Below are 13,942 nucleotides of genomic sequence, written 5' to 3'. Positions count from 1 at the left end.
TTTCATGAAGCATGAGAAAGAGCGAATTTTAAAATTGGTCGAGGAAGGAAAACTGTCTGCGAAAGAGGCGCTGATCCTGATCGAAAAACTTGAAGAAGACTATAGGGAAACGGAGAGCAAAGTGACAGCTCTGTCTGAAAATGTCATTGATGCGGAAGACTTCTACAGCGAAAAGAAAAAAGAACCGAAGCCTTCAATCGGTTCCAAACTGTTCGAATGGATTGATACCGCTGTAAAAAAAGTGAAAGAAGCAGACCTGGATTTGAATTTCGGGCACTCGTTCGAGGTTCAGCATATATTCCAGTTCAAAGACTCCGATTTTTCGACTCTGGATATTCAGCTTGCCAACGGCAGCGTCAACCTTGTACCATGGAACGATTCCGACATCAGAGTCGAATGTCAGGCAAAAGTGTACCGCGCCGAAAATCAGGATGAAGCAAGGCAGGCTTTTCTCCAGCATATCGACTGCGGTGTGGAAGGCGATAAGTTCACGATCCGCACGGAGAAAAAAACAATGAAGACCAACCTTACCGTCTATATACCGGACAAAGAGTACGGCAAAATCCGCTTTAAGCTGTTTAACGGCCCGGTCAGAGGGGAACATTTAAACGTAAAAGAGCTGTCCGCCAAAACGACGAACGGCGTGCTGTCGTTCTCTGCTCTCACGGCAGGAAAAGCTTCATTGGAAACTGCAAATGGACAAATCAAACTCGCCGACCATACTTGCGGAGAGATTGAAGCGGAAACCATCAATGGATTGATCGATCTTAAAGGTTCATGTGATGCGATTGACCTGCAGAGCTTTAACGGCAATATTGCTGCAACAGTCAAAAATCCGCACTGCCGTACGGCATATGTGAAAACAACGACTGGAAGCGTAGAGCTGAATGTTCCCCGGGACTGCGCTGTGACAGCGGAGCTGAAAAGCAATCTCGGTTCTCTGTCTCATGATCTGTCAGATGCGGAAATTTTAAAAGAAAAAAACGAGACAATCCAGAAAGAAATGTATCTAAAAGCAAATCAAAATCATGATCATAGCATGACTGTTTTTTTGGAATCGAAGACAGGATCGATCCATTTAAACCATACACAGGAGTGATACAATGAAAAGGCTATTTCGATCCGAAACAGACAGAAAGATTGCCGGGGTCGTCGGGGGTCTTGCTGAGTATTTAAATATGGATGCGTCATTGCTGAGAATCATTACGGTTCTATTATTTATATTTTCGACCGGAGTTCCCGTTCTGCTGATTTATATTGTCTGGGTATTCCTAGTGCCGAATGAAGGGGACGTCGACAGATGATGAAATGGATCATAAACGTTCTTGTCAATGCCTTATTATTAATCGTTATTGCCGGTTACTTTGATTCGGTTCACGTCAGAAGCATCGGGGCAGCCATCACGGCAAGCTTGATTTTATCGATCTTAAATATGTTTGTGAAGCCGGTGCTGGTGATTTTGACGCTGCCTGTCACGGTGATTACGTTAGGTTTATTTTTGTTTATCATCAATGCGATTACTCTTTATATGACCGCATCCATTATGGGGGACAGTTTTGACCTGGACGGCTTTGGGACAGCCATTTTTGCGTCGATCGTCCTGTCGGTTTTCCACTTGCTCATTCAAAAAGCAATTATCGAACCGATGTCCAAAAAATAAGTTGAAGTCTGATGAATCATCAGGCTTCTTTTTTTTGCACGGATGTCTCTTTCATAAAAATGATCTGTAAAGGCAAAATACGAAAGGGAGGTAGACGATGAAAAAGTACAGAAATCGCCAAACCCTTTTGTTTCTGGCCGCAGTTTTACTTTTTGCCTTACAGATGCCGATATCGTCCGCGGCGGAAAAAGAGCACAGTCAGCTTGGTTCACCGGCCATCAGGCATACTTCTGTTGAACAAGTAAAAAAAGGAGACGACTTGTATTTTTCCGCGGAGGCGGCCGCTGACACGGTCATTCTGTATTACAAGCAGCATGCCGAATTGCCGTATCGGGGGATTCCGATGGAAGTAGAGCCGGGCAAACAGAACGGCTATATTGCCAAGTTGGAAAGCGAATCCATAGCATCCGACAAAGTCCAGTATTACATTGAGGCTCAGGCCGGTCGTTCCTCTGTGAAGACGGATGTGTATACTGTCGCCCTGAAAGGCGTACGTACGGATACACAAAAGCTTCCGGAGCTGTTGATCACGGAAATGGCTGTCGACACGTCAAACACCGGTGCAAAGGACGGCTATGAATTTATTGAAGTTTATAACAATACCAATAAAGCTGTTCATCTGAACAATTACAAAATGAAATACAGGCATCCTGAAAAGGGCAAGGAATCAGACACCGTCTGGCCTTTTGAACGCGATGATGTGACGATTCCTTCCGGTCAAACACACGTGTTTTGGGTGAAAAACCGCTCAAACGGACATTTGACGGAAGATGACTTCAATCAGCATTACGGTGTTCACCTTCGTGAAGGCAAAACGCTTTCTGTTCTCAAAGGGAGCGGCCTGGCAAATACGGCGCCGAGAGAGGTGATTATCTGCACAAACAGCGGGGAAGAGGTCGCATCCGCCCGTTATCAAAGCAAGCCGGATAAAACTGATGTCACTAAAAATAAAGCGCTTCTTTATCGATATCCGCTGGATGGAACGAAGCATATGAAAATGATATCGGCCGGGGAAGAAACACCGTCTCCTGGTTCGCTCCTGAAGGCGCAGGTTCCTTCACAGACGGTGACGGTCATGCCTGACAGAGAAAAGCCGGCGATCCATGATATGACGGATCATCAAGCGGTCAAACCGGGTGAAACGATTCAGCTCTTAGCTGACATGAAAGACAATCGGCAAGTGAAACAGGCGCAGTTTTTCTACCGTATGAATGATGATGAGCCGTTTACTGAAGTCCGTGTTGAAAAAAGCCGCAATGACGGTTTGTACCGCCACAATATCTATTTTGCCGAGCTCATTGGCAAAGAAAAAGTGGAATACTATATGCGGTCCGGCGATGGATCAAATGTTACGGTGACTGAAAAGAAAACGATACCGCTTGAACAGCGGATTTTAAAGGGGCTCAGGCTGAATGTAAGCGAAGGCGGAACCGTTTCCGGAAAAATGCTGTTGAAAGCCACAGCAGAAAAGCCGCCTTTTGAAACGACAATTCGGATTGACGGAATTGAACAAAAAAAAGGTGAATCAGCGCTTGAAAAAAAGGCCTACTTTGCATTCGATGTCAATCAAACAAATCTGTATTTTAAAAATGCTATAACGATCGGCAGAAGGGTTCAAAAAGTTTTTGACGATTCGCGCCGCCGGTATACGACCATTACGGTTCCGGTTTCTCCGGAGGAATTTAAAAAAGGAAAGCCGTTTGCGATTAAAGTTCGTTCAGGCACGAAGTCAACCCCATTTGAACAATCTGCAGAAGAAAACAGGGATGATTTTGTCCTCAAGAATCCCCGTCTTATCTTAGCGGATGGGACCATCATTCGCGATGAGCAGTACGACGATCCGAAAGCTGAGCTTCCGGCCGGCGACGGTCCAGGGGCGCGCGAATGGTATGAATTCCGTTTTTCGATTCCGGAAGCCAAGTTTACATCGCTTGCCAGTCAATGGCATACACGGGCCTGGGATGAAGGGCCGCACATCGTTGAAGCGGAGAATGGCGAAGAAAGGCTCATCCGCAGGGTGACGGTTGATAATACAGGCCCTGAGATCAAAACGTCATTAAAAGACGGCAGGACGTATAAAGGATCGTTTGAGATCAATGCGGTCGCACACGATAAATGGAGCGGTGTGAAAAGCATAAAAGCCGTTCTTGACGGCAAAAAAATAGCGCTTCCCTATTTTATATCTTCTGCCGGCCTGGATGCGGGAAAGCACGAACTGAAAATAAAAGCGGAGGACAGCGCCGGCAACCTGTCAATCGTGAAAAAGGCATTTTATATTAAAGAGGAAAAGCCGGACAAGCCAGCCCAGGTCAAAAATGCCCCCGGCAGCACACAAGCTAAGCTGGCCGTTCGCGTCAAGGACCCGACCAAAGATAAGATGAAAGTGTCATTCCATCAAGGGTTTCAGTACACTGTAAAAGACGAAGAGCACGTTGACGTGTCAGCGAACGAAAGCGGGACGGAACCTCCGCAAAGCTTTGCGGTCAGAGGGGAAAAGGCGATGACAAAAGAAGAGCGCAGCGGCATGTCCGCACCTGACGGAAAAGGTTTTGAAACGTCATCAACAACAAAGTTTCCGTACCATCGCTTTGATGTCAAAGTGGATGAAAATACGGGGCCGAACGACAAGGTGGAAGTGCGGTGGCGAGGCAGTTCGCTTCCCGGCAGAAAAGTCTCCATGTTCGCTTGGAATTGGACGAGCAAGAGGTGGGAGACGCTGACATTCCATGTTGCAAAGGATGAAAAACCTTTCACCCTCAAAGGAAGCATAAAAGCTGCCGATTATATCCGTCAATCCAAGGCGAGCATCATCATTCAGGATCAAATTCAGCTTTCGCAAAATGACTATACATTTGTGTGGATGTCTGATACGCAATATTATTCGGAAAGCTATCCGCACATTTTTGAACGTCAGGTCAAGTGGATCGCCGAACAAAAGGATAAGCTGAACATTCAGTACGTCTTTCATACGGGGGATCTTGTGGATGAAGCGGATCAGCCGCTGCAATGGAAGCGCGCCGACCAGTTCATGAAAGTTCTCGACGACCATCAAGTTCCATACGGCGTGCTGGCGGGCAATCACGATGTCAGCCATAAAGACCGGTCTTATTTGAAATTCGGCAGGTATTTCGGGGAAAGACGTTTTAAACAAAAACCGCATTACGGCGGGTCTTATCAGAATAACAAAGGGCATTACGATCTCATCTCCAGCGGGGGAAACGACTATATCATGGTATCGATGGGGTGGGGAATCGGAAAAAAAGAACTGCAGTGGATAGATGATGTTCTGAAACGCCATCCCGATCGAAAAGCGATTTTGTCATTTCACGAGTTTTTGCTTGTCAGCGGAAGCAGAAGTCCAATCGGGGAGAAAATATTTGAACAGATCATCAAGCGGAATCCGAATGTGATCGCTGTGTTGAGCGGCCACTATCACAGCTCCAACTTACAAGTCGACAGGCTTGATGATAACGGGGACGGCAAGCCGGATCGCAAGGTGTATCAAATGCTTGCCGACTATCAGGGCGGTCCTGAAGGAGGCCAAGGTTATTTAAGAATTCTTCATGTAGATCCGAAGCATGACACGATCCATGTCAAAACGTATTCGCCATATCTTGACGACTATAATTTTTATGATCCGCACCAATTCGGCCCGAAAGACGAGTTCAACATCAAAACGGATCTGAAACCACGGAAGAAAAAGGTTAAAACCGATTATTTTGAGCTGAATGTCTTTTCGAACAAGGAAATTGGGAAAGCAAAAACGGTGAAAAGCGGAAAGACGGCTTCAGTGACATGGAAGGATTTACAGCCGAACACAACCTATTTCTGGTACGCCGCAGCTTCTGACCATTACGGCGGCAAAAGCAGATCTCAGATGTGGAAATTGACGACAAAAGATGACGGCATGAAATCCTTTTTGATAGATCAAACCGCCGGGGTGGGCTCAGCTCTGTGGCAATTGTCGGGGAGCCCCCCGCCGGCCGGCATAAAGTTAAAGCAAGCGAAACTTGAGCCGTCAGGTATGAAAAATCCCCCAATTGCTGTAATCGGCTTTTGGCTGGCTGCGGTATTCATTTGTGAACGTAAAAAGCATTTGTTTTCCTAAGGGGAGCAAATGCTTTTTAGTTTGTCACATCTTTTTTCAGACGGGTTGCCGTGTCGGCTTGTTTTTTTCTGTAAAGCGATAAAATGCTGACAGAAGCGATGACGGCAAGGGAGAGGACGGCGGCTGTGAAGTAGAGGTTAAAAAACCCCGTTCCCACACTTTCATGGATCGCTTCGCTTATAATGTCCTTGACTTTTGGATCGGGAATCTGGCTGAGTGATTCGTTCAGACGCGATACGTCCGACTCACCGCCTGTAAATTCTTTTATCGGCATTCCTGCATCATTCAGTTTTTGTTTGATATGTGTGCCGATATTTTCGTAGCCGGCCGTTATATATCCTGCATACAAAGCGGGCGCCAAGGTCATTCCCATCTGCCTGACGAGTGATAATGTGCCGAGCGCTGTCCCGTAATCCTGTTTTGCTGCCTCTGATACAAGCATATTTAACGGCGCGCCTAACAGAAAACCAAAACCGACCCCTGCGATAATGCTTGCCAAAACAAATTCCCACTTCTCTGTCACCCAGACGGATAAGAGTAAAAACCCGGCGAACGAAATGATTCCCGAGAGCCATGCTGCCTTTACCGGTCCTTTCCGATCGGCGAGCATTCCGCCGAGCCCTGCTCCTATTCCTGAAGCCAGCGCCAGAGGCGTCATCCAATACCCCGCTTTTTCAGGAGCGACATGCAAATATTGTTCCGCATATGCAGGAATGAAAATAACGGCTGCCAAGAGTCCGCCGGATAAAAATCCGATAAAAAGCGTCCATTGAAACACCTTGTTTTTTAATAAGCTGTAGGCAAGTATCGGGTCGCCGCCTTTCAGTTCTATGCGTTTTTCATAAAAGATGAGTCCTGCAAACAGCCCGCAGCCGATCAGAAGAAAACAATAAACCTTTGGATCGGACAGGACGGCAGACATGTGCTGTCCGTTTATATTCGTTATTCCGTACATCACAGCTAAAATCGCAAGAGACAGCAGCACAGTTCCGGCCAGATCGAGCGGCTTCTGTGTTCCGCCTTTTGTTTCTTTCATCAATGGAATGCTGAGAATGATCAGGACTGCGGCAATCGGAAGGTTGATCAAAAACAGCCAGTGCCAGCTTCCGGTCATATCCAAAATAAAGCTGCCGATATTTGGACCGAGCACTGCCGCGATGCCGTTCATCGCACCTAAAAGCCCCAGTGCGGTTCCCTGTTTTTCTTTAGGCAGCGCAGTGAGAATATGCGAGCTTCCGATAATAAAGATTCCGCCGCCGCCAAGCGACTGAATCAGCCTTGCCAATAAAAACATCGGGAAGTTTTGGCTCAATGCAACCAGCAGCGAACCGGCGCCAAACAGCAAGACTTCGATGATAAACAGCTTTTTGCGTCCATACCGGTCAGACAGCTTTCCGACGATCGGGACGCTGACTGCCAAACCGAGCGTATAAAGTGTGATGCCCCAAGCTCCCCATGAGGGGGATACTTGAAAAGAATCGTTGATTGTCGTCAGCGCGGCTGAAATGATGCCATTGTCTAAAGCAGCCATAAACACGCCGATCGTAAATAATAATACGGCCCACTTTTGGTTCACACCATATATCCTCCTTTTTTGTTAATTTAAAATGAATAATACACTTTGAGTGAACTATTTTAATCATCCTTAAAAAAACACATTTTGTCAAAAGAAATTTTTCAACAAAAAAAGCTGCGCCGTTTTCCGGGCAGCTTGTCTATTCATCGTCAGCTTTTAACGCTTTTTCAAGAATGGTAAGGCCTTCATTCACTTTGGTTTTTTCCTGTTCGTTCAGTTTCTGGAGCGCCTTTTTGAGCTTTTCGTGGCCCTTTTTGTAAAGGCTTCGAAAAATCCCCTTTGCATCTTCGGTTAGTTCAACAACAATCGTTCTCCGGTCTTGCTCGGAATGTGTTCTTTTGATGAAGTTCGCTTGTTCAAGGCGGCTCAGCAGTCCGGTCATATTTGAAAGGGAAGCGCCCATTTTTTCAGCGATTTCAGAGACTTTCAGTGTGCCGTGGTTGTTCAGAAGCATTAAAACTTTCATTTGCGGCATGCTGAGATCGAGCTTCATCCATTCGGAGACATCCCCCAGGCCGGCAGCGGTCAGTACTTTCATATAAAGAACCCATGTCTCTTTTTCTTCCGGGGTCAAAATGTCTTCGTTCAGCACGGTGGTATCATGGATATTGTATTTCAACGGTTATTCACTTCCTTTTCGCGTTCCTCTTTACATACTACTGATTTTTCGCTTTGAAAGAAAGCCCGGGAAAAGAAGACTTCACCGAAGTGTCAAGGGGGGCCATTTTCAAAAAATGTTTTAGGTTCATTTTGAAAGTGATAGAATAAAGCTGAATGTCTAGTTCTTCATCTGAGAAGAGGAGGGTGCATCAATCGTGCCGAAAGTTCGAACAAAAGATGTGATGGATAAATTTAAGCTTGAGCTCATCAGCGGAGAAGAAGGGATCAACCGCCCGATTACGATGAGCGATTTATCAAGACCGGGCCTTGAAATGGCTGGTTATTTTACATACTATCCAAAAGAGAGGGTTCAGCTGCTTGGGAAGACCGAGATTACCTTTTTTGAAAAGCTTCCAGAGGAAGAAAAAAAGCAGCGGATGCTGTCGTTATGCACGGAAATTACACCGGCGATCATCCTTTCCCGTGATTTGCCGATTCCGCCTGAACTCATCGAGGCTTCCGAAGAAAACGGCGTGCCTGTGCTTCGATCCCCGTTAAAGACGACGCGCCTGACAAGCCGTCTGACGAATTTTCTTGAAAGCCAGCTGGCTCCGACAACTGCGATTCACGGCGTCCTCGTCGATGTTTACGGCGTCGGGGTGCTCATTATCGGAAAGAGCGGCGTTGGAAAAAGCGAAACGGCTTTGGAGCTTGTCAAAAGAGGCCATCGCCTTGTGGCGGATGACTGCGTTGAGATCAGACAGGAAGACCAGGATACATTGATCGGAAGCGCGCCTGAATTAATTGAGCATCTCCTGGAAATCAGAGGCCTTGGCATTATCAATGTCATGACGTTATTTGGCGCGGGGGCGGTCAGAAGCTTTAAGCGGATTACTCTTGTCATGAGTCTGGAGCTTTGGGAGCAAGGAAAGCAGTATGACCGCTTAGGGCTTGAAGAAGATACAATGAAAATTATTGATACAGACGTTCCGAAGCTGACAATTCCGGTTCGTCCGGGAAGAAATCTTGCCGTCATCATCGAAGTGGCCGCAATGAACTTCAGACTAAAGAGAATGGGTCTGAATGCCGCTGAGCAATTTACCCATAAGCTTGCGGATGTGATTGAAGATGGTGAGCTTGAAGAATAGGAGCTGACAATATGAATGAAACGATTGAACCTTTAAATCCGATTGCTTTTCACCTGGGGCCGATTGCTGTCCATTGGTACGGCATTATCATCGGCCTTGGCGCTTTGCTGGGCTTGTGGCTGGCGGTCAGGGAAGGCGAACGGAGGGGGCTGCATAAGGACACCTTTGTCGATTTGGTGCTTTTTGCGATCCCGATTGCGATTTTATGTGCAAGGGCATACTATGTCATTTTTCAATGGGGCTATTACAGTGAACACCCGGACCAGATTATTCAAATATGGAACGGCGGCCTTGCGATCCACGGCGGACTGATCGGCGCCGTACTGACGGGAATCATTTATGCGAAGGTCAAAGGGCTTTCGTTTTGGAAGCTGGCTGATATTGCTGCTCCAAGCATCCTGCTCGGTCAGGCGATCGGCCGCTGGGGAAACTTTATGAACCAGGAAGCGCACGGTGAGGCGGTGTCAAGAGCGTTTTTAGAAAACCTCCACCTGCCTGATTTTATCATCAATCAAATGTACATCGACGGGCAGTACTACCAGCCTACCTTTTTGTATGAATCGCTGTGGAGCTTCACGGGAGTCGTCGTTCTGCTTCTTTTAAGAAAAGCGAATTTAAAGCGAGGCGAGCTGTTCTTAATCTATGTCATTTGGTATTCGATGGGACGCTACTATATCGAAGGCCTGAGAACGGACAGTCTGATGCTGACGGCGAACCTTCGCATCGCCCAGGTGATTTCAATCGTCCTGATCCTCAGTGCGGCTGCGCTGATAGCCTACAGACGTTTCAAAGGGCGAGAGATTAAACGGTATCAGGAGATGTAGCGATTTTACAAAGGGGAGACAGCAATGAAGGGAACTTTAAAAGCCGGCGCTGTGGCGGGACTGAAAACGACGTGGACACTCGGAAAAGTGATTTTTCCTGTCACGCTGATTGTCAGCATGCTTCAGCACACACCGGTGATGGACTGGTTGATCAAACTGATCACGCCGGCGATGGGAATTTTCGGGTTGTCAGGGGAAGCGGCGATACCGCTTGTGCTCGGCAACATGCTGAACTTGTATGCCGGAATTGCGGGGATTTTAACGCTTGATTTGACAGTTAAAGAAGTGTTTATTTTAGCGGTGATGCTGTCGTTTTGCCACAATTTGATTATCGAATCGACCGTTGCATCAAGGGTTGGAATTAAAATATGGCTTATTTTGCTTGTGCGCATCGGCCTCGCCGTTTTTTCGGCCTTTATCATTAACCTTGTCTGGCACGGCGGTCAGGATGCGGCTAAATACGGCTTGATCTCTGCGAAAAGCGCCGCTCCTTCCGGCTGGCTTGAAATTGCGCTTGAAGCCGTCACCAAGGCGGGTCTTGGTGTCCTTCAGCTTGCAGCCATCGTGATACCGCTGATGATCATCATTCAATATATGAGAGACCTCGGCTGGCTGCATACTTTTTCAAAGTGGTTTGCACCGCTGACGAGAATGCTCGGCATGAAAGAGAACACCTCAATGACGATGGTTGCCGGGCTGACGATCGGCCTTGCATATGGGGCCGGCGTTATGATCAAAGCGGTCGAAGAAGACGGCGTCAGCAAAAGAGATGTAACGATCGCGTTTATTTTTCTCGTTGCCTGTCACGCGGTTGTGGAAGACACATTGGTATTTATCCCGCTCGGCATTCCGGTCTGGCCTCTTTTGTTGATCAGGCTTGTAACCGCGATTCTGCTGACGATCGCGATTTCGCGCATCTGGAGAAAGCCGGGTTATTCCGTTCGCAGAAAGGAAGCTTTGTATGAAAGTTAATACGGTTTTATTTGATTTGGATGGAACGCTAATCAATACAAATGAGCTGATCATCGCCTCATTTTTGCACACGCTCGACCATTATGCACCGGGACGCTATAAACGGGAGGATGTCCTTGCTTTCATCGGACCTTCCCTTTATGAAACGTTCTCAAGCATTCAAAAGGATAAGGCTGAAGAAATGATCACCATGTACCGGACATTTAATCATCAGATGCATGATGAACTGGTAACCGAGTATGAGACGGTTTACGAGACGCTGGAACGCCTCGCGGAAGAAGGGTATAAGCTCGGGATTGTCACGACAAAGCTGCGGGACACCGTTATCATGGGGCTTAAACTGACGGGGCTTGATGCCTTTTTCGAGACGGTTGTGACGCTGGATGACGTCAAGCGGCCGAAGCCAGATCCCGAGCCTGTTTTGCTCGCCCTTTCCAAGCTTGGCAGCCGTCCGGAAGAAGCCATCATGATCGGTGATAATTACCACGATATATTAGCAGGGAAGAACGCCGGAACGAAAACAGCAGGCGTTGCGTGGACGATTAAAGGAGAAGAAAGCCTGGCTAAACACGAGCCTGATTTTATGCTCCAGCAAATGAGCGATCTCCTTCGCATTCTTGAGGTGGAGAAAGCTTGAGAAAAACGAAGCGCTATCCGGTGTCCGGCTCCAATTCCTTATGGCACATCTATCAGACGGTTCCATTTTTTAAAGTGGTCAAAAACTTTATCGTCATTCAGGCAGCGCGCTATACGCCGTTTCTTGGGATGAAAAATTGGATGTACCGGACGTTTTTGCGGATGAAAATCGGAGAGAAATGCTCATTTGCTTTAATGGTCATGCCGGATATCATGTTTCCTGAAAAGATCTCCGTCGGGCGTAACACCGTGATCGGCTACAATACGACCATTTTGGCGCACGAGTATTTAATAAAAGAATATCGGCTCGGCGAGGTTGTCATCGGCGATGAAGTCATGATCGGAGCCAATACGACGATCCTTCCAGGCGTCGAAATCGGAGACGGCGCCGTCATTTCCGCCGGTACGCTCGTTCATAAAGATGTGCCTCCGGGCGCTTTTGTCGGCGGCAATCCGATGCGGCTGATCTATACAAAAGAAGAAATGGAAAAAAGGTTGGAGCCCCCCGCTGAATAAAGAACGGGGGCCTTTATTTGCAATCAAAGTTAAAATTCATAATTGTTCCTTTCCGTAATATGCTTCACACCGATCCACTTCTTTCCGACTTTTGAGTACCTTGTATTTGTCATCGTAACGGAACTTGTACTGCTGTCGGTTCTGAAGATGGCCTCTTTCATATTTGTAATCGTGCAGTTATCAATATTGACCACTGCCTTAAATGTCGAGCCTCCGAGCTGGCGAATGAATTTGCCTCCTTGATCCGCAGTGAAATTTTTCACGGTAAATGTACTCGCTTTATTAATCTGAAAGATTTTGTCCGCGGCAAGCCGGGCTGATCCTCCGTTAATCGTGACATTTCCTTCGCTTTTGACAGTCAGGGCATCTTCGCCGACATCTTCCCAAACAACATTGCTTATAGAAGCGTTACCATAAGTGTGAACACCGTCAGCAGCAGGAGCGCCAAGCACGACATTTTTGAGCGTTGCACCATTCTCCACTTTGAAAATCGGTTTTTGATCTTCGCGCTGGCTTCCGTCCCCCAGCTCCGGACCTGCAATCAACCGCTTGCCTTTCCCGTCATACGTTTGTCCTTTTTCGACCACGATCGTTTTGTGAACGACCTCGGCGGCCGAGGCTTTTTCGGGCAGAGCCTGTCCAAACCCGCAGACGAGCAAACCTGACAAAATAACCGTACCTGCTAATCTCTTCATCATTTTCATCCTCCTCATGAAATATTGTTCAAAACAGATTTGTCTCCCTTAGATGAAAACAATTTCTGGTCCTTTTGCAATAAGATGAGACACCTATTTCGGTACTATCATATATGCGAGCTTGCTAAAATGTAAACAAAAAATTTGAATATTATGAAAAAACAGTAAATGAACACGTGCAATGAGGTTGTTTTCTGTATTTTGGATGTGATGAAAGGGTAAAGAGGCTTATTTTAATAGGGGTTGAAAGAACTAAAAAAGGCAGGGGTTAATCTGCCTTTTTAAGCGGCGATCACGATCGCCTGACTGCCCATTTGTGTCCATGATTTCTCAAAATTTTCTCTGTCTGTTTTTCTGTTTTTATATCCGTACGGATCATTCAAATAAACGTAATCCTCATCATAGCCTGTCACGGCAACACTGTGAACGCTGTACGTCACATCGATTTTACCTGACGGTGTATTCCATGTTTCCATATCGTTGACTGGACTGAAATGAACAGTGGTGATAACCCAAACCGGTCTTCCTTGATTCAGCTGTTCATATATTTTCTCCGGCTCACTTCCCGTCAAATCGACAGCTTTAGTACCTGCGTATGAATAGGCCAAATCGTAAATCGGGCCATGGTAGACACTCAGTCCGGGTCCGTTTTCCATATCTCCCACAAAGCCGTCGTTAGGATTTCCCTTTAAGCCGCTTTCATAGTGCAGAGGCACTCTTTTCACCTCATTGGCAAGCTCATTTTTTGTGACATGATATCCGCTGTAGTTTAAGATCATCGCCAGGCTGGCGACTTCACAGCCGTTATAAAGCTTCGGCGAGTCCATTTGGTTGATCAGCGGGACGTCAAGCGGCTGATGTACTTCTTTATTGTCAGCAGCATTCTTATGGCTGCTGTTCAGCATTTCGGCTAACGGGCTTAACGCATCTTTAGAAAACAGTATAAGAACGGCGGTTATAAGAGCTGCTACGAAAAAAATTAAAAAAAGAGTTTTGAAAAATTTCATTCTGAGTCTCCTGTCTTCCCTTTGCTGGTTTGGTTAAGGCAAAGATTTGCAATTGTTTATATTATAACATCAAGATGTTCATTACATAAAAGTTATCATTTCCCATACGGTCCGTAGTCTATTTTAAGAGCGGCTGTTGATTTTGATTCTTTTATCTGTTAGCATATTATCATATTAGCGAACTAAAGGATTCGGAATTT

13 protein-coding genes are annotated in these 13,942 nt (G+C 46.6%); 9 read left to right on the top strand and 4 right to left on the bottom strand.

What is annotated here, in order from left to right; translation table 11 throughout:
* Positions 1-4 precede the first annotated feature (4 nt).
* The 4 genes from CP943_RS19320 to CP943_RS19305 all read left to right on the top strand — a co-directional run bounded on the left by CP943_RS19320 (position 5) and on the right by CP943_RS19305 (position 5,768).
* Positions 5-1,099, top strand: a complete 1,095-nt coding sequence (locus CP943_RS19320; RefSeq protein WP_105981253.1) for a DUF4097 family beta strand repeat-containing protein — start codon at positions 5-7, stop codon at positions 1,097-1,099.
* Between the two features lie 4 nt (positions 1,100-1,103).
* Positions 1,104-1,304, top strand: coding sequence for a PspC domain-containing protein (locus CP943_RS19315; RefSeq protein WP_020453083.1), 201 nt, complete (start codon positions 1,104-1,106; stop codon positions 1,302-1,304).
* Positions 1,301-1,660 (top strand): phage holin family protein, encoded by a 360-nt coding sequence (locus tag CP943_RS19310; protein ID WP_023856370.1) that lies wholly within the window; start codon positions 1,301-1,303, stop codon positions 1,658-1,660. The genes CP943_RS19315 and CP943_RS19310 overlap by 4 nt, the downstream gene beginning before the upstream one ends.
* A 97-nt stretch (positions 1,661-1,757) precedes the next feature.
* A complete protein-coding gene (locus CP943_RS19305) occupies positions 1,758-5,768 on the top strand; it encodes a lamin tail domain-containing metallophosphoesterase family protein (RefSeq protein ID WP_105981252.1) in 4,011 nt (1,336 codons plus the stop codon).
* A gap of 16 nt (positions 5,769-5,784) precedes the next feature.
* Here CP943_RS19305 and CP943_RS19300 read toward each other — a convergent pair whose 3' ends face one another.
* Together CP943_RS19300 and CP943_RS19295 are read right to left on the bottom strand one after the other, a co-directional pair.
* A complete protein-coding gene (locus CP943_RS19300) occupies positions 5,785-7,299 on the bottom strand; it encodes an MFS transporter (protein ID WP_234026584.1) in 1,515 nt (504 codons plus the stop codon).
* 184 nt (positions 7,300-7,483) lie between these two features.
* Positions 7,484-7,963 (bottom strand): MarR family transcriptional regulator, encoded by a 480-nt coding sequence (locus tag CP943_RS19295; RefSeq protein ID WP_020453079.1) that lies wholly within the window; start codon positions 7,961-7,963, stop codon positions 7,484-7,486.
* 196 nt (positions 7,964-8,159) lie between these two features.
* Between CP943_RS19295 and hprK the strand changes: the two genes are divergently transcribed.
* Genes hprK through CP943_RS19270 form a run of 5 tightly spaced genes read left to right on the top strand, consistent with a single transcriptional unit; the run spans position 8,160 to position 12,040 of the window.
* Positions 8,160-9,092, top strand: coding sequence for an HPr(Ser) kinase/phosphatase (gene hprK, locus CP943_RS19290; protein WP_020453078.1), 933 nt, complete (start codon positions 8,160-8,162; stop codon positions 9,090-9,092).
* Between the two features lie 11 nt (positions 9,093-9,103).
* Positions 9,104-9,916 (top strand): prolipoprotein diacylglyceryl transferase, encoded by an 813-nt coding sequence (gene lgt, locus CP943_RS19285; protein WP_020453077.1) that lies wholly within the window; start codon positions 9,104-9,106, stop codon positions 9,914-9,916.
* A 24-nt stretch (positions 9,917-9,940) separates the two neighbouring features.
* On the top strand, positions 9,941-10,888 hold the full coding sequence (locus tag CP943_RS19280; RefSeq protein WP_026580159.1) for a nucleoside recognition domain-containing protein: 948 nt from the start codon (positions 9,941-9,943) through the stop codon (positions 10,886-10,888).
* Positions 10,878-11,525 carry a pyrophosphatase PpaX gene (gene ppaX / locus CP943_RS19275; RefSeq protein WP_025810719.1) on the top strand — a complete coding sequence of 216 codons (648 nt, stop codon included), beginning with the start codon at positions 10,878-10,880 and terminating at the stop codon, positions 11,523-11,525. Before CP943_RS19280 ends, ppaX begins: the two co-directional genes overlap by 11 nt.
* Positions 11,522-12,040 carry an acyltransferase gene (locus CP943_RS19270; RefSeq protein ID WP_095292106.1) on the top strand — a complete coding sequence of 173 codons (519 nt, stop codon included), beginning with the start codon at positions 11,522-11,524 and terminating at the stop codon, positions 12,038-12,040. The genes ppaX and CP943_RS19270 overlap by 4 nt, the downstream gene beginning before the upstream one ends.
* 29 nt (positions 12,041-12,069) lie before the next feature.
* Here CP943_RS19270 and CP943_RS19265 read toward each other — a convergent pair whose 3' ends face one another.
* On the bottom strand, positions 12,070-12,738 hold the full coding sequence (locus CP943_RS19265; protein WP_095292111.1) for a pectate lyase: 669 nt from the start codon (positions 12,736-12,738) through the stop codon (positions 12,070-12,072).
* Between the two features lie 278 nt (positions 12,739-13,016).
* Positions 13,017-13,742 (bottom strand): C39 family peptidase, encoded by a 726-nt coding sequence (locus tag CP943_RS19260; protein ID WP_095292114.1) that lies wholly within the window; start codon positions 13,740-13,742, stop codon positions 13,017-13,019.
* Between the last annotated feature and the right edge of the window lie 200 nt (positions 13,743-13,942).

This window comes from Bacillus paralicheniformis (genome assembly GCF_002993925.1).
GTDB classification, from domain to species: domain Bacteria; phylum Bacillota; class Bacilli; order Bacillales; family Bacillaceae; genus Bacillus; species Bacillus paralicheniformis.
This window is presented reverse-complemented; position numbering and strand designations above follow the sequence as displayed.

What these genes read in the sequence shown, in the direction of transcription:
- CP943_RS19320 (WP_105981253.1), top strand. Translation starts at nt 5, where the DNA reads ATGAAGCATGAGAAAGAGCGAATTTTAAAATTGGTCGAGGAAGGAAAA.
- CP943_RS19315 (WP_020453083.1), top strand. Translation starts at nt 1,104, where the DNA reads ATGAAAAGGCTATTTCGATCCGAAACAGACAGAAAGATTGCCGGGGTC.
- CP943_RS19310 (WP_023856370.1), top strand. Translation starts at nt 1,301, where the DNA reads ATGATGAAATGGATCATAAACGTTCTTGTCAATGCCTTATTATTAATC.
- CP943_RS19305 (WP_105981252.1), top strand. Translation starts at nt 1,758, where the DNA reads ATGAAAAAGTACAGAAATCGCCAAACCCTTTTGTTTCTGGCCGCAGTT.
- CP943_RS19300 (WP_234026584.1), bottom strand. Translation starts at nt 7,299, where the DNA reads ATGGCTGCTTTAGACAATGGCATCATTTCAGCCGCGCTGACGACAATC.
- lgt (WP_020453077.1), top strand. Translation starts at nt 9,104, where the DNA reads ATGAATGAAACGATTGAACCTTTAAATCCGATTGCTTTTCACCTGGGG.
- CP943_RS19280 (WP_026580159.1), top strand. Translation starts at nt 9,941, where the DNA reads ATGAAGGGAACTTTAAAAGCCGGCGCTGTGGCGGGACTGAAAACGACG.
- ppaX (WP_025810719.1), top strand. Translation starts at nt 10,878, where the DNA reads ATGAAAGTTAATACGGTTTTATTTGATTTGGATGGAACGCTAATCAAT.
- CP943_RS19265 (WP_095292111.1), bottom strand. Translation starts at nt 12,738, where the DNA reads ATGATGAAGAGATTAGCAGGTACGGTTATTTTGTCAGGTTTGCTCGTC.
- CP943_RS19260 (WP_095292114.1), bottom strand. Translation starts at nt 13,742, where the DNA reads ATGAAATTTTTCAAAACTCTTTTTTTAATTTTTTTCGTAGCAGCTCTT.